The organism is Pantoea sp. S18, assembly GCF_045689705.1.
GTDB classification, from domain to species: domain Bacteria; phylum Pseudomonadota; class Gammaproteobacteria; order Enterobacterales; family Enterobacteriaceae; genus Pantoea; species Pantoea symbiotica.
In genome coordinates, this window is the sequence record NZ_CP142688.1 from 2,629,670 (window position 1) to 2,652,641 (window position 22,972).

Consider the following 22,972-nt stretch of genomic DNA (forward strand, 5'->3'; position numbering starts at 1 on the left):
CATAAATGGCGACCCTACGGAGCTTTTGTAGGGTCGCCATTTATGGCGACCTTGCCGAAACGTCACACCGAATAACGCGCTTTAAGATCCGCGAAAATGGTATCCATCGGCACATCACTGTCTGCGGCCACCGCCATAAACACCTGCTGCTTAAGGAAGTGACGCCAGCTCACCGGTGCGGCGGCCAAAAATGCCGTCAGCACGCGATAACGCTCCGTTGTCCATACAGCTTCAAACGCACTACGCGCCGCACCATGATCAAAATGCTGCGCCGCCGAAGATGGCATCTCAGCCCGCAGCCGCGCGGTTTCCACCTCATCAATCTCACCGTCGCGCAGCGTCACGCCGTAGCTGTCGCGCGCCACCTGTTCAGAGACAAATCCGCAGCGCACATCCTGCAAGACCTGCTGCACATCGCGCTCCACCGGCAAACCGTAACCGCCCGCGCCGGGTCCACGCACCTCGACGATATCGCCCGGCTGGCAGTGAATGACGTCAGTGTTACCGTGCTCAATCGCGGTGCCGTTACGCAACGTGCGGAAGTGCGAAAGGCCGCCGGATTCGCCGCCCAGCACGCCCGCCGAGGCGAACACCGACCGGTTGCGGTTGCGCGCCGTCACCGTGGTATTCGGCGCAAAAACTTCAAACGCCATTTCGGTAGCTAGACCGCCGCGAAAACGCCCGGCTCCGGCGCTGTCGGCGGCTAAACCGTAGCGATGGAAATGGATTGGCACTTCGGCTTCGTTGATCTCAATCGGCGTGTTTTTCAGGAACGCCGATAAGCCGCCGGAACCGTCCGGGCCATCGTGCCGTGGCGTGCCGCCTGCCCCGCCACCGACCGGGCCGAGCGAGGCCACCACGCTGCGGTTGGCGCTGTCGGTGGTGCGGATGTTCATGATCGAGTTACCGCCCGGCGAATTGGCCGGTAAGCGATCGGGAATCGCCTGCGAAAATACGCCGAGCGTAGCGATTTGCGACAGCGCACAAGTCAGCGAGCGCATGCCGACCGCCGCCGGTGCTTCGCAGTTCATCACCGTGCCCGGCGGCAGAATGGCGCGCGTTGGCCGCAAGGTGCCAGCGTTGAGCAGCAGGTTACGATCCAGCGTCGAGAGCACATAAGTCACGCCGACCAGCGCCAGCGGATGACGCTCGCGTCCGCCAGTTGGCATATTCAGCGACGAAGCCAGCTGCGGATCGCTACCGGTGTAATCGAGTTCCAGCGTATCGCCAGTAACGCGCAAGGTGATCGCCACGCGGCACGGGAAACCGCCTTCGCCATCTTCATCGGCGAAATCAGCATAGAAATATTCGCCATCCGGAATGGTGTTGATAACGCTGCGCGCCTGCGCTTCGGCGTAATCGAGAATCCCTTCGATACCTTGCAGAAAATCGCCTACGCCAAAACGCGCGATGATGTCGTGGATCTTGCGTTCGCCGACGTTAACCGAGGCAATCTGCGCTTTGAAATCGCCCCAGTTTTGCTCCGGAGCGCGCACGTTGAGACGCATGATGCGCGCCACCTCTTCATTCAGTTCGCCGTTGCGCACGATTTTCAGCGGCGGAATGCGAATCCCTTCCTGCACGATATCGGTGAGCGAGCGCGATAAAGACGCGGGCACTGCGCCGCCGACGTCGGTGTTGTGAATGTGGCCCGCCACAAAGCAGACAATCTCGCCGCCATGAAACACCGGTTTCCAGATATGGATATCCGGCGAGTGCGTGGCGACGTTACCGGCGTAGGAATCGTTGGTGATGCAGATATCGCCTTCTTCGTAGCTGTCGATCAGCGCTAGCACCGGGCCGTAATCAATGCCGCTGTACCAGGGCGCGCCGAAGCTGCGCGGTGAGGCGAACGCCAGACCGTCGCGGCTGACGATCTGGCAGGAAAAATCTTCCGTCTCTTTGACGAAAGTGGAGTGCGCGGTACGCATCAAGGTGAAGGCCATCGCATCGGCGGCGGCCGCGCAGTAGTTGGCCAGAATTTGCAGGTTACGTCCGTCAATCGCCATGTTAGTTCGCCTCCACTGGCGTGATCAGCAGGTTGCCAAAGCTATCCACATCCACTTTCATGTTGGGCGGCACGCAGGTGGTGCAGTCATCCTGCGCGACAATCACCGGGCCGATCAGCTGATGTCCGGCGCGCAGCGTGGCGCGCAACACCACATCCACCTGATGCGCCGCGCCATCGATCCACGCACTAACCTGCTTCGCCACTTCAACCGGCGCGTCAGCGGTAGCCAGCTGATTGAGCGTCGGTTTCGGCGTGGGCGAGGCGATCACCAAACGCAGATTGATGATTTGCACCGGCGCGCCGGCATCAAAGTGGCCAAACAGCTGCTGATGCTGGCGATCAAAAGCGTCATGCAACGCCGCGACATCGGCCTGCGCCAGCCAGTGCGGCTCGAGCACCACTTCGATTTCAAATGACTGGCCGCGATAGCGCATGTCGGCGCTGTAGTGCAGCGTGAACGGCATATGCGCGCCATGCTGGCTGCTGAGCCAGTCACGCGCGCGCTGGCTCAGCGCCTCGGCTTCAGTCGCCAGACGATCCGCCAGCGAAGCATCAAGATCGCTATACAGCGTGCGGATAAAGTCGTTGCGGATATCCGCCACTAAACCACCCAGCGCTGACAATACGCCCGGCGTCGGCGGCACGATCACCCCTTTCATGTTCAGCTCGCGCGCCAGGAAGCAGCCCATCATCGGACCTGCGCCACCAAAGGCGAGGAACCAGAATTCACGCGGATCGAGGCCGAAACGCGACAGCAAGCCGCTGGTGTCGCCATACATGCTGGAGATCGCCAGCTCGATGGCGGTTTCGGCGGTCTCTTCAATGCTGATGCCGAGCGAATCCGCCAGCGGCTGCCACGCGGCGCGTGCGGCGGCGACATCCACTTGCACCGCGTTGTAGCCGAGATCGCCGTGCCCAATCATGCCGCAGGCAGCAAAGGCATCGGTGGCGGTTGGCTGTGTGCCGCCACGCTGGAAGCACACCGGACCCGGCAGCGATCCGGCGCTGTCCGGCCCCATTTGCAGCACGCCTTGATTATCAATCCACGCCAGCGAACCGCCGCCCTGCCCAACGGACGTCACCGCCACCGACGGAATGTAGATTGGGAAATCACCGATGATTTCTCCGTTACCCTGCGCCACTTTCCCATCGACGATCACCGCCACATCGGCGCTGGTACCGCCAATATCGAGGCTGAGGATTTTGTCGAAACCGCAGGCGCTGGCGAGGAAGCTGGCGCCAATCACGCCCGATGCGGTACCGGACAGCACCATCTGCACGCACTCACTTTTTGCCTGCTCGACGCCCATCACGCCGCCGTTGGATTTGGTGATGCGCGGCGGCGGTTGGACGCCCATGGTTTTTAGCGCGCGCTCAAAAGATTCGAGGTAGTTGATCACCATCGGCTGCACGTAGGCGTTGATGGTGGCGGTGATGGTGCGTTCGTATTCACGAATGATCGGCCAGATATCGGCGGAACAGGAAGTCAGCAACTCGGGCGCGTGTTGATTAATGATGGCTTTCACCGCCGCTTCGTTGTGGCGGTTGCGATAGCTGTGCAGCAGCGCCACCACAATCCCCTGACAACCCGCGACGCGCGCGGCGTTGATCGCATCCAACACGCTTTGCTTATCAACCTCGGTCAATACGTTGCCGTGGCGATCGGTGCGCTCTTTAATGGCAAACACCCGGTCGCGCGAAATCAGCGGTGCCGGGCGGCGCGAAAACAAGTCATGAATGTGCGGGATCTTCAGGCGGGCCAGCTCCAGCACATCGCAAAAACCTTCGGTGGCGAACAGCGCCAGCTTTACGCCGCGCCGTTGGATTACCGCATTGATACCAACGGTGGTGCCGTGCGTGAAGTAGTCAATCTGTTGCGGATCGATACCATCGCGCTGCTGCAGTTGGGTTAACCCGGTGAGGATTTCGCTGCCTGGCTGATCCGGTCGCGACAGCACTTTCAACGTGTGAATCTGATTGGTGTGTTCATCCAGCACGGCGAAATCGGTAAACGACCCGCCAATATCGACGCCAACGCGGTAACCCATGTGAAAACTCCAGTGTCAGGAGGGAGGAAATTCCATCAATTTGTTTGCATCCTGCACCACGCGCCAGCCGAGGTGCTGATAGAGCGGATGCGCATCATTGGTCGAGAGCATCCAGCGGTGCACCGTTGCCAGCTCTGGATGCGCCCGCACGCACGTTGCCAGCCAGCTGCCTAATCCGTGACCGCGCCAGTTCTCATCAATCATCACATCGCACAGCCAGCCGAAACGGGTGTAATCCGTTACTAATCTTGCAAAGCCGATCTGCTGATCCTGGTGATACAGGCCGAACGGCAATGAACCAGCAAAGGCGCGCTCGGTTTTGGCGCGCGGCTGGTCTTTTGCCCAATACGATTTTTCCGTCAGCTGTTGGTGGATGTAATCGAAATCCAGCCTGGCGCGCTCGGTTGAGAGCGTGAAGGCATCGCGCTGCCATTCGTGGTCAGCAATATTGAGAGCATTCATGACAACTCCTTGTATCGGTTGAAATCAGTGTAAGAGGGTTGGTTTTACCATGAAAACTGAAGCACGGCCGCTAACGCGCAGGATGCAGCGATTTTGCCACCGGAATGAAATTTTATGCTGTGGTGCTGGCGCATCACTGGTCAGTTTCATTTTATGGCTGCAATAGCCCATACCTAATCCGCTTTGAGACCGTTCTCGTCAGCCTAATTAACAACTTCGATTAACTTTCCTGCGGCCTCGCTGGATTGAGTGCACGCCTAAGCGTGTGGCTGAACATGCAAAAAAAATACTTTTTAACGTAAGTGATTAATAGAAGGACCTTTATCGATGAATATTCTTGACTACACCGGTACCACATATATCGAGAGAGCAACCTCTCTTCCCACCATTCCAGGCGATTCCGGCGAGAAAGGCAAAACCGGCATCGTCGCGCTGGTCTCCGTTGGCGGTAAATTTTTCGAACTGCCGGTTGATCCAGTAACCGGCAAGTTTACCTGGGTCGCGACCGAAGCGATGCCGGATGGCGATTACAGCGTCTCGATTGCCATCAAGGACCGCGCCGGTAACGTTGGCCAGCCAACCTTGCGCACCCTGCGCATTGATACCACGCCGCCGGAAGCCCCTCTTCTGATTAATCTGTATGACGACCAGGGTGCAGAGCAGCGCAGCTTCGATCCTGGCTCAACTACTGATGACAAACGCCCGACGCTGACCGGCGTTGCGCAGAAAGGCACCACGGTTTACCTGCTCAATGACAAAAATGAGAAAATCGGCAGCGCCGTGGCGGATAAAGACACCGGCGTGTGGAAGATGGAGCCGATGCAGGACCTTGAAGACGGCACCAATGCGCTGCGTCTGGTCGCTGAAGAGAAATTTGCGGATGTGACCCGTGCGGGCACGCCATCTGCGCCGTTTACTATTGTGATTGGGGAAGACGCGTCCGTTCTGCCGCCAAACACCATCACCATTAAGGAAGCCATCGACGACGTCGGCACTTACATGGGCAAACTCAGCAGCGGCGCCCTGACCGACGACACCACGCCAACCCTGCGCGGCGACGTTTCTGCTGGCAACACGGTTACCGTTTATTATCGTCTGGCGGGCAGCAGCACCTGGACCGGCAGCGCCACCGCGACGGTGAACGGCACCGAATGGAGCTGGACGCCGGGCAGCGCGCTGGCTTACGGCGAATATGAGTTCCAGGCCAGCATTGGTGGCTTCAGCAGCAGCCTGTTCACGCTGGATATCGCCACCGCCGCAGACATCGCCAGCAAAACCCGCATCGAAATGGTGAAGGATGATTTTGGTGCCTGGCAGGGTGAACTGAGCAGCGGCGCGATAACCGATGACGCCACGCCAACCTTCAGCGGCCGCGGTGAAGCCAACGGCAAAGTGGTACTGCGATTCGCACAGGTTGGGCAGCTTGCGAATACTGTGGTTGTGGATGTCGACAGCAGCGGTAAATGGACGTGGACGCCAGCCTCAGGCCTGCCGGCCGGTAACTGGAGCTTTGAGGTTCAGCCGCAGGGTCACGCCAGTTGGTCAAATACCTTCTCACTGAGCATCACCGGCAGCGACGGTTTTAACCCGGTTATCACCGACGGTTACGACGACATGGGCACGCCTAAGGCGCTGGCAAACGGTGATACCACCGACGACACCACGCCAACCCTTAACGGACAAGCCGAAGCCAACAGCATCGTTTATCTGCGTGCGACTAACGGCACAAATTCCACCGTTTACAGCGTCACCGCCGATACTGCAGGCAACTGGACCTGGACGCCATCAGCTAATTTATTATTGGGCGACTGGGCATTTCAGGTTAAAAAAAATTCGAGCAGCAGTTGGGGAGACTCATTTAATTTGACAATTCTGCAGAGTGATAATGAGGGTGACGTTGATTTCGAACATTTTGAAGATGGATTGCGATATAATACAAGCATCTGGCTTAACAACGATATAACTAAGAATGTCGGGTTCTCAATTTTCAATGCTCCTGGAGCTTTGAAACCATTTGTCGAGATGGTTTCTACAGCTCAACTTGGCGAGTCTTCGCTGGGAGAATGGGCTGTAAAATTAACTACTGGTGAGGCTTTTGTTTTTGGTTCTGCGGACTACTCATCTTTTGAAAAGCCATTTGTTAGTGCTATTGATAGCTTTAGCTTGCAAATTTATAACCCCTCTCTTACAGAAACAAAAAGCCTCTCATCCTGGTTAGCTGTAGGAAAAGATATTACAAAAAAAAGATATTTTAACCTCACCCTAAAGCCCGGATTGAATACTTTCACTGAGGAGGATATTCCTGCCAGCGCTTTAACTAAAGGTAGTACTTTCTCTTACTTCTACATTGAGAACTCTGGTATTAATGAAATTTTAGTTGATAATTTCCACTGGGGTATAAAGAATGTAAACGTTCAGCTTTTCAATGAATTAGAAGACAACGGAATTATCTATTTCGATAGTGCCGAAGAGTTCGGCCAGACTAGTATCATAGGTAACGAAGATAAAACCGATACACTGGAATTTACCGGTAAAGACCAGCTTCTTAATCTCACTGCATTAAATAGCAAAGTCGACTCCATCGAAATCTTCGATATCACAGGAACCGGCGACAACACGCTGAAGCTGGATTTCAACACCCTGCTCCAGCACGGTGAAAAAGATCTGTTTATTGAAGACGGTAAAACACAGTTGCTGGTAAAAGGTAACGAAGGCGATGTGGTGCAACTCAAAGATATTCTGCCGGAAGGCAGCGATATCAGTGAATGGCAGCATCAGGATGGCACCGTTACCGTTGCGGGCGTGGAATACGACGTTTACAGCCACGGCGATGATGCTGAACTGCTGGTGCAGCAGGGTGTAAAAACTGAACTGGTTTAATATTTAAATAACCAATCCATTCTGTGTTTTTAATTCAGGCCACCGTATTTATTGCGGTGGCTTTTTATTTCCTGATAACAAGCTGCATATACCGTAATTTCCCTGTCTCATTTCCGGCACTTTCTTTGCAGACCTTTCTTGAACGCCCTTATTACCCGTTACTTTAACATCCTTCAGCACTGTGTTGTGGAGGGCTGCGTTACTGCACCGCCAGGACACGGACAGTACTGTTAAAAACATATAATGGAATATTCTTATGATTGAGCTCTTTGCACGCACCGAAACCACCTATATCGAAAAAGCCAACGGCAATTTAGTCTTTGGCAACACTGAACCACTGGCCGAGAAAGGCACGATGGAGCTGGTTATCGGCACCGACCGCTTCCTGATCCCGATTGATGCAAATGGCTTCTGGCGCTGGGAGGCAACCACGCCGTATGCCGATGGCAACTACAGCCTCTCGCTGCGTCAGATTGACAGGGCCGGGAATATCTCACTGCCAACACTCGCCACGATTGTTATTGATTCCACGCCGCCTGAAGCACCTGTTCTGATTAACCTGTATGACGATCAGGGTGCTGAACAGCGCAGCTTCGATCCTGGCTCCACTACTGATGACAAACGCCCGACGCTGACCGGCGTTGCGCAGAAAGGTGCCACCGTGTACCTGCTCAATGACAAGAATGAGAAAATCGGCAGCGCCGTCGCGGATAAAGACACCGGCGTGTGGAAGATGGAGCCGATGCAGGACCTTGAAGACGGCACGAATAATCTGCGACTGGTTGCTGAAGAGACGTTTGCTAACGTGCCCCGTACGGGCTCGCCTTCTGCGCAGTTTACCATTGTGATTGGTGAAGACGCGTCCGTTCTGCCGCCAAACACCATCACCATTAAGGAAGCCCTCGACGACGTCGGCACTTACATGGGCAAACTCAGCAGCGGTGCCCTGACCGACGACACCACGCCAACCCTGCGCGGCGACGTTTCTGCTGGCAACACGGTTACCGTTTATTATCGTCTGGCGGGCAGCAGCACCTGGACCGGCAGCGCCACCGCGACGGTCAACGGCACCGAATGGAGCTGGACGCCGGGCAGCGCGCTGGCTTACGGCGAGTACGAGTTCCAGGCCAGCATCGGCGGCTTCAGCAGCAGCCTGTTCACGCTGGATATCGCCACCGCCGCTGACATCGCCAGTAAAACCCGCATTGAAATGGTGAAGGATGACTTCGGTGCCTGGCAGGGCGAACTGAGCAGCGGCGCGATAACCGATGACGCCACGCCAACCTTCAGCGGCCGCGGTGAAGCCAACGGCAAAGTGGTGCTGCGATTCGCACAGGTTGGGCAGCTCGCGAATACCGTTGTTGTCGATGTCGACAGCAGCGGTAAATGGATGTGGACGCCAGCATCAGGCCTGCCGGCCGGTAACTGGAGCTTTGAGGTTCAGCCGCAGGGTCACAACGCCTGGTCGAACACCTTCTCACTGAGCATCACCGGCAGCGACGGTTTTAACCCGGTTATCACCGACGGTTATGACGATATGGGCACGCCCAAGGCGCTGGCAAACGGTGATACTACCGACGACACCACGCCAACCCTCAACGGCCAGGCCGAAGCCAACAGCATCGTTTATCTGCGTGCGACCAACGGCACAACCAACACAATTTACAGCACAAAAGCGGATTCAAAAGGCGACTGGACCCTGACCCCTTCACCGGCACTGCCTTACGGCAACTGGGATTTCCAGACCAGCAAAACCTCAACCGGTGGCTGGGGTGATGCATTTAATTTGAAAATTGATAGCGGTATCGTGCAGCCTTCAAATGGAATGGAAAATTTCACTTATGCTCATAGTTATTTTGAAAAAGGGAAAATCTATAATTTAACTTCTGGCGCAAAATTAGTGATGAATGAACAAGGCTGGGAAGGACAAGTAGGAAATAAATCCGGATTTTATAGTGGTAGCCTTTTAAATGTAAACCTTGATAGCAAGGTAACGTTAGAAATCCCTTCACCTAGTAACAAATTTGAAATTTCTTCATTACAAGGAGGCACTCCTTCAATTGGACTTGTGAGATTTTTAAGTGCAACGAAATCCGTAATCGGGACTTTAAATATAAACAACCTAGAGGGAAGTTATCCAAATTACCACACATTTAGCTTTACTTCAAAAAGCGCAGACATACATTTTGTAGAAATTAAAACAACATCAGGTGCAAGCACCGCAATTGACTGGATACAGTGGGGTAATGGAGTATATTCAACAAATGAAGAACAACCTCAGTCAGCTCAATTACTAAATCATGATGACAGCATCCATCAGTTATACAGTGCAGATGATTTAGCGAGTCAGAAAATCAACGGCAGCGAAGATAAGATCAACACCCTGCAACTTACAGGTTCAGGAGAGCTTCTCGATTTGACCGCGCAGAATAGCCCGATTGAATCAATTGAAATTATCGACATTACCGGCAGCGGCGATAATATTCTGAAGCTCGATCTCAATGCCCTGCTGCAGCACGGCGAGAAAGATCTGTTTATTGAAGACGGTAAAACGCAGTTGCTGGTAAAAGGCAACGAAGGCGATGTGGTGCAGCTTAAAGATATTCTGCCGGAAGGCAGTGATATCAGCGAATGGCAGCATCAGGATGGCACCGTGACCGTTGCGGGCGTGGAATATAATGTCTACAGCCACGGCGATGACGCTGAACTGCTGGTGCAGCACGGTGTGAAAACTGAACTGGTTTAATGGTTAAATTATTAATCCGTTCTGCGATTTAAATTCAGGCCACCGTGTTATTACGGTGGTTTTTTTTGTCCGAATAACAAACCGCACATTCCGTAGCGGCGCGATTAATCGCGCGGTTTGGATTTAATGGTTTACATATCGTGCCCGCAGATGAATTGCGCAATAAATTGCGCCGTTACGGGATGTGCGAGGGTTTATTTCTGCGCGCGGTTTTATGCCAGGTCGCCATGAATGGCGACCCTACAAAACCGCGTAAATAACATTCGTAGGGTCGCCATTTATGGCGACCTCTATTCCAGACACATTAATAACTCAACCGAACTCCACCGAATTCTGTTTAGAAATTAACGATCTCAGCGGCACGCTGCTTTTCATAATCGGTGATTTAATCACGATATAACTGAAGTATTTATCGATGCCGATCTGCGCATCCAGCATCTTCTCAATCACTTCCTGGTAATGTTCAATGCTGCGGGTAATAAAGCGCAACAAATAGTCATAACCGCCGGTGATCAGGTGGCACTCCATTAACTCATCCACCTCACGCACCGCGTTCTCGAATTTCATAAAATCTTCGCGGCGATGGCCAGAGAGCGTAACTTCGGTAAATACCGTCACGGAATCGGTGATTTTGGTGAGATTGATGTGGGCTTCATAACCGTTGATAAATCCGGCCTGTTCAAGACGCTTGACGCGTTGCAGGCACGGACTGGGCGAAAGCCCAACGGCATCGGCGAGATTGACGTTGCTGATACGGCCATCTTTCTGGAGTTGCACCAGAATATTGATGTCGATGCGGTCGAGTTTCATTAAGCCGTTCATAGCACCCCTCATTGCCAACCGATTAGGTTTAACCTCCCGAAGATATAACACGCTTTAAGGTAAATGTGCTATCTCGTTAACTGGTTATACCAGCGGGAGGTTTTAAAATTACTGCAATAATTTCAATGAGGAAGCGCTTTTTAACCCAGTCGACCACTGGCGCGCGCCAGCGCGATATCAAAGATATGCAGCGCTTCTTCCAGTTGCGAATCGGTGGTGACCAGCGGTGCGAGGAAGCGCACGGTGTTGCGATGAATACCGCACTTAATCAGCAGCAAACCTTCCTGACAGGCGCAGTCGAGAATTTTCTGCGTCATCGCCGCATCCGGCTTTTTGGTCTCGAAATCGACGATCTCAACCGCCTGCATAAAACCAATGCCGCGCACATCGCCGATGCAAGCGTACTTCTCGGCCAGCTGTTGCAGGCGCGCATTAAGCTGCTCGCCCAGTTGATTGGATCGCGCCAGCAGATTGTCGTTCTCCAGCAGATCCAGCACCGCCAGCGCCGCCGCACAGGCCAACGCGTTGCCGCCGTAAGTGCCGCCTAAACCGCCCGGCTGTGGCGCATCCATGATCGCCGCTTTACCGACCACGCCTGAGATCGGCAAACCGCCGCCGATGCTTTTCGCCACCGTCACCAGATCCGGCGTGATGCCGAGATGCTGGAAAGCGAACATCTTGCCGGTGCGACCAAAGCCGGTTTGCACTTCATCAAGGATCAGCACAATGCCGTGCTTCTCGGTGATGCGGCGCAGCGCCTGCATAAAGTTAGCGCCAGCCTGCAGGAAGCCGCCATCGCCCTGCACCGGTTCGATGATGACCGCCGCCACGCGTTCTGGGGCAATCTGCACCGCGAACAGCTGATCCAGCGCTTTCAGGCAGTCATCATCGCTCACGCCGTGAAAGGCATTCGGGAATGGCAAACGATAGATATCAGATGGGAACGGGCCGAAGTTCTGTTTATACGGCGCGGACATGCCGGTCAGCGTGGTACCGAGCAATGTGCGGCCATGAAACGCGCCGTCGAAGGCAATGACGCCGCTGCGTTTGGTGTGGGCACGCGCAATCTTCACAGCATTTTCTACCGCTTCCGCGCCGCTGGTGAAGAACACGCTCTTGAAATCTTCACCGCCACCAACCAGCGCATTGAGGCGTTTCGCCAGCTCGATGTAGCCCGGATACGCCACCACCTGGAAACAGGCGTGAGACACTAAACCGAGTTGTTTGGTGACCGCGTTGACCACCGCCGGATGGTTGTGCCCGACGTTGAGCACGCCGATGCCACCGACGAAATCGAGATAGCGATTGCCCTCAACGTCCCATACTTCGCTGCCTTTCGCCCGCTCGATCACCAACTGATGCGCAGTAATGACGCCACGTGGCACATGCTGCTCACGCGCGTCGAGTAACAGGCTGTTATCGGAATATGTTTGCTGCTCCGCCATGACATTCTGCATTTTTAAAACCCCTTTCCACGTAACGTTCGGATGGCTCAAGTATCGCAACCTGTTGGTTTCTCACGCTGCCGTAATCCAGCGGGCAGCGGCATTTCCTGTCAAAATCCACCGCCAATCAGCAGGGAAATTCTGCACCCAGCGCATGCCGCGCCAGCGCCGTCAGCGTCTGGATGCCGTGCGGAATCAGCTGATCGTTAAAGTCGTAGGCCGAGTGATGCAGCGGCTGGCTCGGCGCGGATCCAATCCACAGATAGGCGCCGGGACGCGCCTGCAACATAAAGGCGAAATCTTCGGAGGTGAGCGCCGGCTGTTTGGCCTGCTGTGCGTGAATACCAGCCTGATCCAGCGCGTCTAACGCCAGCTGCGCCATCGCCGCGTTATTCACCGTGGCCGGGTAATAACGCAGATAGTTCACGTCCGCCTGCAAGCCGTGTGCGGCGGTGACGTGCAGCGCCATTTCACGCAGACGGTTTTCGATGATGTCCTGCGCCGCCGGGCTGAAGGTGCGCACCGTGCCGGTGATGCTGGCTTCTGCCGGGATCATGTTGTGCGAGAAACCGCCCTGCATGCGCGTCACGCTAAGCAAGCCGGGTTCGCAGGGATCGAGCGCGCGCGCCACCAGCGTGTTGAGCTGCACCACCAGTTCGCTGGTCGCCAGCAACGTGTCGCGCGTTAAATGCGGCTGCGCGGCATGCCCGCCACCGCCTTTGACGGTGATATCGAAGCGATCCGCCGCCGCCATAATCGCGCCGGGCCGCGTTTGCACTTCGCCGAGCGGCAGTTCCGGCCAGTTGTGCAGCGCAAACACCGCATCGCAGGGAAACTGCTGGAACAGGCCGCTATCGATCATCGCTTTCGCACCCGCCAATCCCTCTTCGGCAGGCTGGAAGATAAACACCAGCGTGCCGTCAAAATCGCCCTGCTCGGCCAGTTCAATCGCCGCACCCAGCAGCATCACGGTATGACCATCATGGCCGCAGGCATGGCACACATTATCGTGCACGCTTTTCCACGGCTGATTGCCGTTATCCTGCATCGGCAGCGCATCCATATCGGCGCGCAGGCCAATCATGCGCGTGCCATTGCCGCGTTTCAGCACGCCGACCACACCGGTTTTACCGAGGCCGCGATGCACTTCAATACCGTGTTCCTGCAACAGCTGCGCCACGATGTCGCTGGTGCGCTGCTCCTGATAACCCAGCTCGGGATGGGCGTGCAGATCCCGTCGCAGCGCGACTAATTGTTCCAGTTGCATCTCAGTATCCCCGGTTGCGATCGATCAGGCCGACCATCGGTTCGCCGCGCTGATAGCGGCGCAGATTGTCGAGCAGCGCGGCGACGGCGCTGTCGGTTTGTGTTGCGCTAGCGATGTGCGGCGTCAGCCAAATGGCCGGATGCTGCCAGAACGGATGTCCAGCGGGCAGCGGCTCGGGATCGGTGACATCAATCACCGCCGCGCTGAGTTTGCCGCTTGCCAGCGCTGTCAGTAGATCCGCTTCGTTGAGCTGCGGACCGCGTCCCACCTGCACCAGCGCTGCGCCGTCGGGCAACTGCGCGAATAGCTGCGCATTGAGCAAGCCGCGCGTGCTGTCGGTGAGCGGCAGCAGGCACACCAGAATGTCGCTATGCGCGAGGAAATCACCCAGCTGATCGCTGCCGTGCCAGCAATGCACGCCAGCAAACTCGTGGGGCGTGCGGCTCCAGCCAGCGCAATCAAAACCCAGCGACACCAGTTGTTTTAAGCAAGCCTGACCGAGCTCGCCCAACCCCATCACGCCAACACGGCGCTGGCTGGCGGTACGAATCGGGTGAGTTTGCCACTGCTCATCGCGCTGCTGCTGAAAGTAGCGCGGCATATCGCGATGTAAGCCAAGCACCGCGAAAGTGACGTATTCGACCATACCTTGCGTTAGTCCCGGTTCGATCATGCGCACCACCGGCAAATCCGGCGGCAGTTGGCTGAGATCAAACTGATCCGCGCCCGCGCCGACCGATAACAGCGCTTTGAGATTCGGAAAGGTGCTCATCAGATTTTCCGGCGGCTGCCACGCCACCAGCAGTTCAACCTGCTCGGCATCGCCGATATCCGGCCAGATGTGCAGCTGAATATCCGGCGCATGTTGCGCCAGCCAGCGCTGCCAGTGCGCGCCGCGCGTGGCTTCTGATTTGTATACGATATGCATCAGGCCATCGCCTGGGTCATCAACCCGAACGCCTGCATCTCACCTTGTTGCGGTGACCACGGCGTTCCCCGAATCATGGTGGTGGGCGCATCCACCTGCGCCAGGCCCAGGGTTTCCAGCCAGCTCGCCAGCGGCAGCGCGCCATCGGTATCAATACGCACGAACTCGCCGCGCAGGCCTTGCATCAAGGCGGAAATCAGCGTTTGCGCGATGTCGACATTCAGCGCGATCACCGGACCAATCGCCCAGCCGTGACCGAAGCGGCGCAGGCTGGCAAAACCATGCACGCGCTGTTTGGCATCCTGCAATAGCACGGTTTGGAAATCGGTAATCAGGCTGTGAATCAGTGCCGGACGCCACATGCCGTGCGCCTGATGATCGAGTTCGATCAGCAGATCGGCGTCTGCGGCTTGTGCGTTACGCAGCGTTAAACCGGCTGGAATAGTGACAGTTGGCACCGCCGCCAGCTCGCGCGTTTGATGCTGCTGAATATGACCAGTGACCTCAAAGCCGAGCTTCTGGTACAGCCCTTTGCCCATTTCTGTGGCGTGCAGGCGGATGTTGTAGTCGGGGAATTTCTCCAGCAGCGCCAGCATTAATTGCTTGCCGGTGCCACGGCCTTGAAACTGCGGATTCACCACCACCAAACCGATGGTTGCCGCCTGCTCGCCCCAGCGCCAGCCAAAGGCGCTGCCGACAAATTCGCCGTTTTCTTCAGCGACCACGCCTTCACCCAGCGCCAGCGCCTGCTGCCAGTCTTCCCGGCGGTGCGGCCACTTGAGCTGTTGGGTGATGGCGTAGCCGTGTTCGATGTCGTTTTGCGTCATTGCGCGTAGTGTGATCATGGTTTTCCTTGCTAGTGAGGTCGCCATAAATGGCGACCCTACGGGTTCTGTGCATGTGCTGATGGTCGCCATAAATGGCGACCCTGCGGGTTCTGTGCGGTTGTAGGGGCGCCATTTATGGCGACCTGGCATTCACTCCGCCTTTAACACCTCTTCGTGCTCATCAAGCCAACCTTGCCGCAACTCAGGCACGGCGCGTTTCAGGCGTTCGAAATAGAGTTCGCTGGTCGGCTTATCGTAATCGGCGCGGGCAATCTGCGTAACGATCTTGCCGGATTTCATCACCACGATATCGTCGCACACCGCGCGCACCGCGTGCATATCGTGGCTGATAAACAGCACCGACAATCCCAGCTCGCGGCGCAACTCACTGATCAAATCCAGCACCGCTGCAGCCACCACGGTATCCAACGCAGATGTCACTTCATCGCACAGAATCAAATCTGGCTCGGCCGCCAACGCGCGCGCCAGATTCACACGCTGCTTCTGTCCGCCAGACAGCGCCCACGGACGCCGCCACAGCACGGTGCGCGGCAGCTTCACCAGATCCAGCAGCTGATGCAGACGCGCTTTCAGTGCTGCGCCTTTCAAGCCATGGAACAACACCAGCGGACGCGTCAGAATCTGCTCGACGCTGTGCGCCGGATTCAGCGCGGTATCGGCCATCTGGAACACGTATTGAATGCGGCGCAGCTCATTGTCCGGGCGCTTATGCATGTCGCCATTAATGTAGTGGCCGTTAAACAGAATGTGGCCGTGACTTGGCGCGTTGAGTCCGGCAATGGCGTGCGCCAGCGTGGTTTTACCTGAACCAGACTCGCCAATGATGCCAATCGCCTGGCCTTTCCACAGCTTCAGATTGATGTCTTCGAGAATACGGATTTTCTGCTGGCCGTTGCTATCGCGCGGGCCGTAACCGGCGCTGAGATCGCGCACTTCCATCAGCGGCTGCATATCCGCTTCGGCGCAGGTCCAGCTGCTTGGGCGCTCTTTTTGCCGCGCCGCATCCATCAGCAGCTTGGTGTACTCCGCCTGCGGTGCGCCAATCAGCCGTTCGGTGGTGCCGTATTCCGCCATCTGGCCGCGCAGCAGCACCAGAATGCGGTCGGCCATCTGCGCCACCACCGCTAAATCGTGGCTGACGTAAATCGCCGTGACGCCGCGCTGCGCCACAACGCGGCGAAACGCTTTGAGCACTTCCACCTGCGTCGTCACGTCGAGTGCGGTGGTCGGTTCGTCGAGGATCACCACATCCGGATCGCCAATCAGCGCCATCGCCGTCATTAAACGTTGCAGCTGACCGCCGGAAACCTGATGCGGAAAGCGGTCGCCGATGGTATCGGGACTGGGCAGCGCCAGTTCGCGGAACAGCGCAATCGCCTTCTGTTTGGCGTCTTTGCGCTTCATGGTGCCGTGAATCACCACCGGCTCAATCACCTGATCGAGAATGCGCATGCCGGGATTAAACGACGCCGCCGCACTCTGCGCGATGTACGCCACTTTGTTGCCGCGAAACTCGCGCAGCTGGCCCGGCGACAGGCTGCGCACATCGGTGCCCGCCATGTGAATATTGCCGTCGGCGATGCGACAGCCGTGGCGCGCATAGCCCATCAGCGCCATCGCAATGGTGGTTTTGCCGGAGCCAGATTCACCAATCAGCGCCAGCACTTCGCCCTTCTGCACCGTGAAACGAATATCGGAAACCAGATCGATCTCTTCACCTTTGTCGGTCTGCGCCGTTACGCGCAGGTTCTCCACCGAGATCACCGGCATGGCGGTATGTGGCGTCACGTTCATGCTCCCTCCTTCGCCAGCGTCAACGGACGCATCTGCTGCAGGCTGTCGATAAACAGATTCGCGCCAATGGTCAGGCTGGCGATAGCCACCGCCGGCATCAGCACCGCTGGCGAACCGTTGAACAGGCCCTGAATGTTTTCACGCACCAGCGTGCCCCAATCGGCATACGGCGGCTGTACGCCGAGGCCAAGGAAACTCAAGCCGCTCAGTAGCAGCACGATATAGACAAAGCGCAGGCCGAAGTCGGTGAGCATCGGATGCACCATGTTTGGCAGGATGTCGTGGATCGCCACGTACCAGCGGCTTTCCCCGCGCAAACGCGAGGCACGCACGTAATCCATATTTCGCAAGCTGCTGGCCATGGCGAAGGCGATACGGAACGCGCCCGGCCAGTAAGTGAAGATGGCGGTGAGGATCAGCATCGGCAACGAAGAACCGAACACCGCAACAATCATCAGCGACAGCACTTTGCCCGGCAGCACCAGCAGCGCATCGTTCACACGTCCCAGCACTTCTTCCAGCCAGCGCCCGGCGACCGCCGCCAGCAGCGCCAGCAAGGTGCCGATGATGCTGGCGCACAGCGCGGCGGTGAGCGCCAGGCCAATGGAGAATTTCGCGCCGTAGAGAATGCGGCTGAGGATGTCGCGACCCAGATAATCGGTGCCGAGCAGGTTGGCAGACGTCATGCCACCGAGCATCGGCCCGCCGCCAATGTCTTCGACGTTATGCGGCGCCAGTTGGTTACCAAACAGCGCCATCAGCAGCCAAAACAGGGAGATCAGCAGTCCGATGCGACCGGAAAGCGACAGCGACTGAAACAGACGTACAGGCAGCAGTAACGTATTCATCAGCTTCTCCATTTCGGGTTAAAGGCGATGGTGAGGATATCGGCCGCCAGCAGCAGCACCAGATAACAGGCGGCGAACAGCATGACGCACAGCTGCACCACCGGCAGATCGCGGTTGCTCACCGCATCCACCAGCGCACTCGCCAGACCGGGATAGCTAAAGATCGATTCGATGATGATCACGCCACCGAACAGATACGACAGGCTGAGCGAGATGGCGTTCGCAATCGGCCCGACCGCATTCGGCAGCGCGTGGCGCAGCACCGCACGCAGCGGCGACACACCTTTCAGCAGAGCCATCTCCAGATAGGGGCTGTCGAGCTGGTTGATGATGGCAGAGCGCGTCATGCGCGCCATCTGCGCCACCAGCACGCAGCACAGGGTTAACACCGGCAGCGCGTAGGCTTTGAGGTAGCTGATGACGTCCATGTCCGGGCTGCCGAACGACATCGCCGACACCCAATGCAGTTTTACCGCGAAGATCAGCACCGCCACCGTGGCCACCAGAAACTCCGGCACCGCGACGGTCGCCATGGTGCTGATCACCAGAAAACGGTCCAGCGCCGAACCGCGATTCATCGCCGCCACAATGCCGATTATCAGCGCCAGCGGCACGCAGATCACCGTGGTGATGCCGGCTAACTCCAGCGTGGCGGGAATACGCTGCTCGACCAGCTGCAATACCGGCAGATGGCTGGCGAACGAGGTGCCAAAATCACCCTGCAACATGCCGGTAAGCCAGGTGAAGTAGCGCACCAGTAGCGGCTGATCGAGTCCCAGCTGCTGGCGCAACGCCGCCACCGTTTCCGGCGTGGCGTTTTGCCCCAGAATCATCTGCGCCGCATCGCCGGGCAGCAGGCTGGTGATAAAGAACACCACCGCCGAGACGATAAGCAAGGTCAGGATGCCTGCGCCTGCGCGACGGGCAATCAGGAACAACATGTATCGGTTCATCGGCGATCTCCTTGTACAGAAATATCAGGCACAGGGTAAACGGTCGCCATAAATGGCGACCCTACGATGCGGTTTTGTAGGGTGCGCATTCATGCGCACCGGGATAAATAGGCACGCCGAACAATCAGGCATTCAGCCAGGCGAATTCATGGAAGCGATAACCCATCATCATGCCGCTTGGCCAGGCTTCTACGCCGCCCACTTTCTTGCTGTAACCGTCGGTGGAGCTGATAAAGGTTGGGATGATGGTGCCGCAGTGATCGTAAATCAGCTTCTGCATGTCACCGTACATCTGCTTGCGTTTGGTCTGCTCGCGCTCGCCGCGCGCCGCCACCACCAGTTGGTCAAACTGCTCATTCTTCCAGCCCGATTCGTTGTTGGACGCGGTGGAGAGATAGAACTGCGAGAACAGCATATCCAGCGTCGGGCGCGGGTTGATTGAGCCGTAGCCGACCGGATCTTTGGTCCAGTGCGTTGACCAGTAACCGTCATATGGCACGCGACGCACTTTGATGTTCAGACCGGTGCTGCGCGAAACCTGCTGGATCAGCTGGCCGCCCTCCACCGAGCCTTCAATGTTTGGCGTGGTGATAATCTCCACCGTCGCGCCTTTCATACCGGCTTTCTCGATGTGGAATTTGGCTTTTTCGGCATCGAGCGGACGCGGTTTGAGATCGGCGTTATACAGCGGATGCCACGGCGGTACCGGCGTATCGTTACTGACGTCGCCGTAACCCTGCAGCACGGTTTTCACCAGGATGTCGCGCGGCTGCAGATACTTCATCGCCAGCACGAAATCTTCGTTGCTGCCCGGCTTCATATCGGTGCGAATAATCAGGTTGGTGTACATGCCGGATTTACTCTCCAGCACGCCGAAATCGGAGGTGGCTTTGATGCGGTTGCAGTCGGCGGCGCTCAGGGTGGAAACGATGTGCAGGTCACCCGACATCAGCGCATTGACGCGCGCAGCCTGATCGGTGACGCCCAGCAGCTCGACTTCATCCAGATGCGGCAGGCCCGGCTTGAAGTAGTTCGGGTTTTTCACGCCGACCGAACGCACGCCCGGCGTGAACTCTTTCAGCTTGAACGGGCCGGTGCCGATGCCTTTGCTGAAGTCTTTGGTGCCATCCTGCACGATCAGGAACGGCGCGCTGGCGAGCATAAACGGTACGTCGAAGTTGGCCTGCGCCAGCTCCAGCGTTACCTCGTTGTCGTTCACGGCGGTGAAGGTTTTGAACTGATCGGCCAGCTTGAAGGCGTTCGACGCCACCGCCGGATCTTTGTGGCGGCTTAGCGAGTAGATGACATCTTTGGCGGTCAGCGGTTTGCCGTCGTGGAAAGTGACGCCTTTGCGCAGTTTGATCTGCCAGGTGATGCCGTCGCTGGAGTCGATGGATTCCGCCAGCGCCGGTTGCACCGCGAGACTTTTATCCAGTTCGGTCAGGCCGCTGTAGACCATGAATTGACGGGTGTAATCGCCGCTGTTGTTGCCTTTGGCCGGATCGAGTGTATCGGTGGCGGAGGCGTTAGACATGGCGGCGCGCAGCTTGCCACCTTTCACTGGCGTGGTTGCCGCAAAACTCATCTGCGGGAAAGCGATTAAACCGCTGCTCATCACGGCACCGGCAGACAACAACTTCATCAGGCCACGGCGCGACATCGACCCTTCGGTCAACATGCGGGTTAAGGCCGGATTTACAGCGTCAGACTCTTTATCGAATTTACTCATCTGCACACCCTCAATATGAATTGTTGTTGATTTCGTTGTTCGTCTTTTAGGCGGTCGCCATAAATGGCGACCCTACAAAACCCGCGTTATCTGCACGATTTCATCGGCACGGTCGCCATAGATGGCGACCCTACAAAACCCTCGGCCTTAACGTAGGGTCGCCATTTATGGCGACCGTTTCGATAACCGCACGACCTGGATTTCACGACAACCGATCCTTGGCTTTGTAATACAAACCCGCCAGGGGCAAAAACCACGGTTTCCCGTGGTAACCGGGCAGCGCAGGCCAGGTGTCGCGCTGCCAGGGATTTTCGTTGCGTTTCTCCGCCAGCAGGTCGGCCATCACGCGGCCCATCCACACCGACATCTGCGTACCGTGACCGCTGTAGCCCATCGAATAAAACACGCCATCCTGTTCACCGGCGTGCGGCAAGCGGTCGGCGGTCATATCCACCATGCCGCCCCAGCAGTAATCGATGCGCGACTTGCCCAACTGCGGGAACAGCGCGGTCATTGCCGCACGCAGTACGTCGCCGCTACGTGTGTCCGACGTCGGATTGCTCACCGCAAAGCGCGCGCGCCCACCAAACACCAATCGACGATCCGACGTGGTACGGAAGTAGTTGCCGATATTCAGTGAGGTTACGTAAGTGCGGTCTTTCGGCAGCACCTGATTGATCAGTTCGTCACCAAGCGGTTCCGTCACCACAATAAAGCTGCCGACCGGCACGATGCGGCGCTGGAACCACGGGAAAGGTCCTTCGTTGGAGACGCCGGTTGCCATCATCACTTTGTCGGCGATGATCTCGCCCCGCGCGGTGCTGACGCGGTGGCGATAGCCATCGAGGCGCGTTAAGCCGGTCACCGCGTGATGCGGGAAGATCTTCGCCCCGCTGCGCGCCGCCGCTTCCGCCAGCCCGATTCCAAACTTGCCCATGTGCATCTGGCCGCCACGCTTCTGCAGCAGCCCACCGTGAAAGGCATCGCTACCCACTTCACGGCGAATCTCATCTTTACTAATCAGCTCGATTTCCGGATCAACGGTATCGCGCATCAACTGCCACGCGCTGCGCAGGCCGGGAAAATGCGAGGCTTTACTGGCGAGTTTCAGCTTGCCGCACAGACGAAAATCGCAATCAATCTGCTCTTCACGCACCAGCTGTTCGACATAGCTCACCGCATCGTCATAGGCACGATAGAAGCGGCTGGCCTGCTCGATTCCCTGGCTCTCCACCAGCGAGGCAAAGTTCTGCGCCACGCCGGTATTGCAGTGTCCACCATTACGCGCCGACGCCTGGCTCATCACCTCGCCGCTCTCCAGCAGCACCACGTTGATGCCGCTGCGTGCCAGATTGAGCGCCGTCGAGACGCCGGTGAAGCCGCCGCCAATCACCACCACCTCAGCGGTGCTCGGCAGTGCGCCAGTGGCTGCGCCGCTAAAGGTCGGTGCTGTGGCTTGCCAGAATGATTCGAGTTTCATCGCCGCCTCCGGGCTTAGAGTCCAACCACAGCGGCCAGACCGCCGATATCGTTGATTTCGGTGTATTGATACGCCGGATTGGCCGGATCGTGACCGCGATTGACCCACACCTTGTTCTTGATGCCCATGTCGTAGCAGGTCATCAGGTCATAACGCAGGCTGGAGGAGACATGCAGAATCTCTTCCGGGCCGCAGTTCAGCTTGTCGAGCATGTACTCGAAGCCCTTCATCTGCGGCTTGTAGGCGCCGACTTCTTCGGCGGTGATGGTCATATGAATCGGCGCGCCCAGACGCGGCACGTGATGCGGGATCAAATCGTTCATCGAGTTAGTGAGCAGCACCAGCGGGAACTCTTTAGCCACTTTGGCTAAACCGGCGGGCACGTCAGGATGCGGGCCCCATGTGGCGCAATCGGTGTAGATAAAGTCGCTGTCCGCCTGGCTCCACGCCACGCCCCACTTTTTGCAGGTGCGCTGAATGGCATCGCTGACCACGTCGTAATACGGCTTCCACGCGCCGAGCACTTCGTCAAAACGGTAGCGGGCGAAATCGGTGGTGAACGCCAGCATCTCCTGCGCGGACACGCGATCTTTGAAGCAGCGTTCGGCTGCGCCTGCCATGTCAAAATTGATCAGGGTGCCGTAGCAATCAAAGGTGATGAATTTCGGTTTAAACAGTGCCATGAAGCGACCTCGCGGTTGAGAACACAAA

At 57.1% G+C, this 22,972-nt stretch carries 16 protein-coding genes; 2 read left to right on the forward strand and 14 right to left on the reverse strand.

Features of this window, described 5'->3' with window-relative positions; all coding sequences use genetic code 11:
- Nucleotides 1-62: 62 nt before the first annotated feature.
- Genes VIJ98_RS12240 through VIJ98_RS12250 form a run of 3 tightly spaced genes read right to left on the reverse strand, consistent with a single transcriptional unit; the run spans nt 63 to nt 4,521 of the window.
- On the reverse strand, nt 63-2,009 hold the full coding sequence (locus tag VIJ98_RS12240; protein ID WP_323274205.1) for a hydantoinase B/oxoprolinase family protein: 1,947 nt from the start codon (nt 2,007-2,009) through the stop codon (nt 63-65).
- Nucleotide 2,010: 1 nt separating this feature from the next.
- On the reverse strand, nt 2,011-4,059 hold the full coding sequence (locus VIJ98_RS12245) for a hydantoinase/oxoprolinase family protein (protein WP_323274207.1): 2,049 nt from the start codon (nt 4,057-4,059) through the stop codon (nt 2,011-2,013).
- Nucleotides 4,060-4,074: 15 nt separating this feature from the next.
- Nucleotides 4,075-4,521, reverse strand: a complete 447-nt coding sequence (locus tag VIJ98_RS12250; RefSeq protein ID WP_323274209.1) for a GNAT family N-acetyltransferase — start codon at nt 4,519-4,521, stop codon at nt 4,075-4,077.
- A gap of 327 nt (nt 4,522-4,848) precedes the next feature.
- On the opposite strand from VIJ98_RS12250, the gene VIJ98_RS12255 reads away from it, so the two are divergent.
- Nucleotides 4,849-7,401 carry an Ig-like domain-containing protein gene (locus VIJ98_RS12255; protein WP_323274211.1) on the forward strand — a complete coding sequence of 851 codons (2,553 nt, stop codon included), beginning with the start codon at nt 4,849-4,851 and terminating at the stop codon, nt 7,399-7,401.
- Nucleotides 7,402-7,657: 256 nt separating this feature from the next.
- Nucleotides 7,658-10,147: an Ig-like domain-containing protein gene (locus VIJ98_RS12260; protein WP_323274213.1), complete on the forward strand. Its 2,490-nt coding sequence runs from the start codon at nt 7,658-7,660 to the stop codon at nt 10,145-10,147.
- A gap of 312 nt (nt 10,148-10,459) precedes the next feature.
- On the opposite strand, the gene VIJ98_RS12265 is transcribed toward VIJ98_RS12260, so the two are convergent.
- The 11 genes from VIJ98_RS12265 to VIJ98_RS12315 form a co-directional block, all read right to left on the reverse strand.
- On the reverse strand, nt 10,460-10,969 hold the full coding sequence (locus tag VIJ98_RS12265; RefSeq protein WP_008109584.1) for an Lrp/AsnC family transcriptional regulator: 510 nt from the start codon (nt 10,967-10,969) through the stop codon (nt 10,460-10,462).
- A 140-nt stretch (nt 10,970-11,109) separates the two neighbouring features.
- Entirely contained in the window at nt 11,110-12,426 is a 1,317-nt protein-coding gene (gene gabT / locus VIJ98_RS12270; RefSeq protein ID WP_323274215.1) for a 4-aminobutyrate--2-oxoglutarate transaminase, read from the reverse strand.
- A 115-nt stretch (nt 12,427-12,541) separates the two neighbouring features.
- A complete protein-coding gene (locus tag VIJ98_RS12275; RefSeq protein WP_323275825.1) occupies nt 12,542-13,675 on the reverse strand; it encodes a M20 aminoacylase family protein in 1,134 nt (377 codons plus the stop codon).
- Between the two features lie 7 nt (nt 13,676-13,682).
- A complete protein-coding gene (locus VIJ98_RS12280; RefSeq protein WP_323274218.1) occupies nt 13,683-14,609 on the reverse strand; it encodes a glyoxylate/hydroxypyruvate reductase A in 927 nt (308 codons plus the stop codon).
- Nucleotides 14,609-15,454: a GNAT family N-acetyltransferase gene (locus VIJ98_RS12285; RefSeq protein ID WP_323274220.1), complete on the reverse strand. Its 846-nt coding sequence runs from the start codon at nt 15,452-15,454 to the stop codon at nt 14,609-14,611. The genes VIJ98_RS12280 and VIJ98_RS12285 overlap by 1 nt, the downstream gene beginning before the upstream one ends.
- Before the next feature lie 132 nt (nt 15,455-15,586).
- Nucleotides 15,587-17,251: an ABC transporter ATP-binding protein gene (locus VIJ98_RS12290; RefSeq protein WP_154157352.1), complete on the reverse strand. Its 1,665-nt coding sequence runs from the start codon at nt 17,249-17,251 to the stop codon at nt 15,587-15,589.
- Nucleotides 17,248-18,099, reverse strand: coding sequence for an ABC transporter permease (locus VIJ98_RS12295; protein ID WP_008109591.1), 852 nt, complete (start codon nt 18,097-18,099; stop codon nt 17,248-17,250). The genes VIJ98_RS12290 and VIJ98_RS12295 overlap by 4 nt, the downstream gene beginning before the upstream one ends.
- Entirely contained in the window at nt 18,099-19,052 is a 954-nt protein-coding gene (locus tag VIJ98_RS12300; RefSeq protein WP_008109594.1) for an ABC transporter permease, read from the reverse strand. The genes VIJ98_RS12295 and VIJ98_RS12300 overlap by 1 nt, the downstream gene beginning before the upstream one ends.
- Before the next feature lie 124 nt (nt 19,053-19,176).
- Complete coding sequence (locus VIJ98_RS12305; protein WP_323274222.1) at nt 19,177-20,781, reverse strand: ABC transporter substrate-binding protein; 1,605 nt, start codon at nt 20,779-20,781, stop codon at nt 19,177-19,179.
- A gap of 202 nt (nt 20,782-20,983) precedes the next feature.
- A complete protein-coding gene (locus VIJ98_RS12310; RefSeq protein WP_154157350.1) occupies nt 20,984-22,261 on the reverse strand; it encodes an FAD-binding oxidoreductase in 1,278 nt (425 codons plus the stop codon).
- Between the two features lie 14 nt (nt 22,262-22,275).
- The gene (locus tag VIJ98_RS12315; protein WP_061717656.1) at nt 22,276-22,944 is read right to left on the reverse strand and encodes a haloacid dehalogenase type II; all 669 of its coding nucleotides are present in this window, start codon (nt 22,942-22,944) and stop codon (nt 22,276-22,278) included.
- Nucleotides 22,945-22,972: the final 28 nt, after the last annotated feature.

Bases quoted from the DNA above. Each gene is read 5' to 3' on its own strand.
- VIJ98_RS12280 (WP_323274218.1), bottom strand. From the start codon at position 14,609: ATGCATATCGTATACAAATCAGAAGCCACGCGCGGCGCGCACTGGCAG.
- VIJ98_RS12305 (WP_323274222.1), bottom strand. From the start codon at position 20,781: ATGAGTAAATTCGATAAAGAGTCTGACGCTGTAAATCCGGCCTTAACC.
- VIJ98_RS12290 (WP_154157352.1), bottom strand. From the start codon at position 17,251: ATGAACGTGACGCCACATACCGCCATGCCGGTGATCTCGGTGGAGAAC.
- VIJ98_RS12310 (WP_154157350.1), bottom strand. From the start codon at position 22,261: ATGAAACTCGAATCATTCTGGCAAGCCACAGCACCGACCTTTAGCGGC.
- VIJ98_RS12260 (WP_323274213.1), top strand. From the start codon at position 7,658: ATGATTGAGCTCTTTGCACGCACCGAAACCACCTATATCGAAAAAGCC.
- VIJ98_RS12240 (WP_323274205.1), bottom strand. From the start codon at position 2,009: ATGGCGATTGACGGACGTAACCTGCAAATTCTGGCCAACTACTGCGCG.
- VIJ98_RS12295 (WP_008109591.1), bottom strand. From the start codon at position 18,099: ATGAATACGTTACTGCTGCCTGTACGTCTGTTTCAGTCGCTGTCGCTT.
- VIJ98_RS12250 (WP_323274209.1), bottom strand. From the start codon at position 4,521: ATGAATGCTCTCAATATTGCTGACCACGAATGGCAGCGCGATGCCTTC.
- VIJ98_RS12255 (WP_323274211.1), top strand. From the start codon at position 4,849: ATGAATATTCTTGACTACACCGGTACCACATATATCGAGAGAGCAACC.
- VIJ98_RS12300 (WP_008109594.1), bottom strand. From the start codon at position 19,052: ATGAACCGATACATGTTGTTCCTGATTGCCCGTCGCGCAGGCGCAGGC.
- VIJ98_RS12285 (WP_323274220.1), bottom strand. From the start codon at position 15,454: ATGATCACACTACGCGCAATGACGCAAAACGACATCGAACACGGCTAC.
- VIJ98_RS12265 (WP_008109584.1), bottom strand. From the start codon at position 10,969: ATGAACGGCTTAATGAAACTCGACCGCATCGACATCAATATTCTGGTG.
- gabT (WP_323274215.1), bottom strand. From the start codon at position 12,426: ATGCAGAATGTCATGGCGGAGCAGCAAACATATTCCGATAACAGCCTG.
- VIJ98_RS12245 (WP_323274207.1), bottom strand. From the start codon at position 4,059: ATGGGTTACCGCGTTGGCGTCGATATTGGCGGGTCGTTTACCGATTTC.
- VIJ98_RS12315 (WP_061717656.1), bottom strand. From the start codon at position 22,944: ATGGCACTGTTTAAACCGAAATTCATCACCTTTGATTGCTACGGCACC.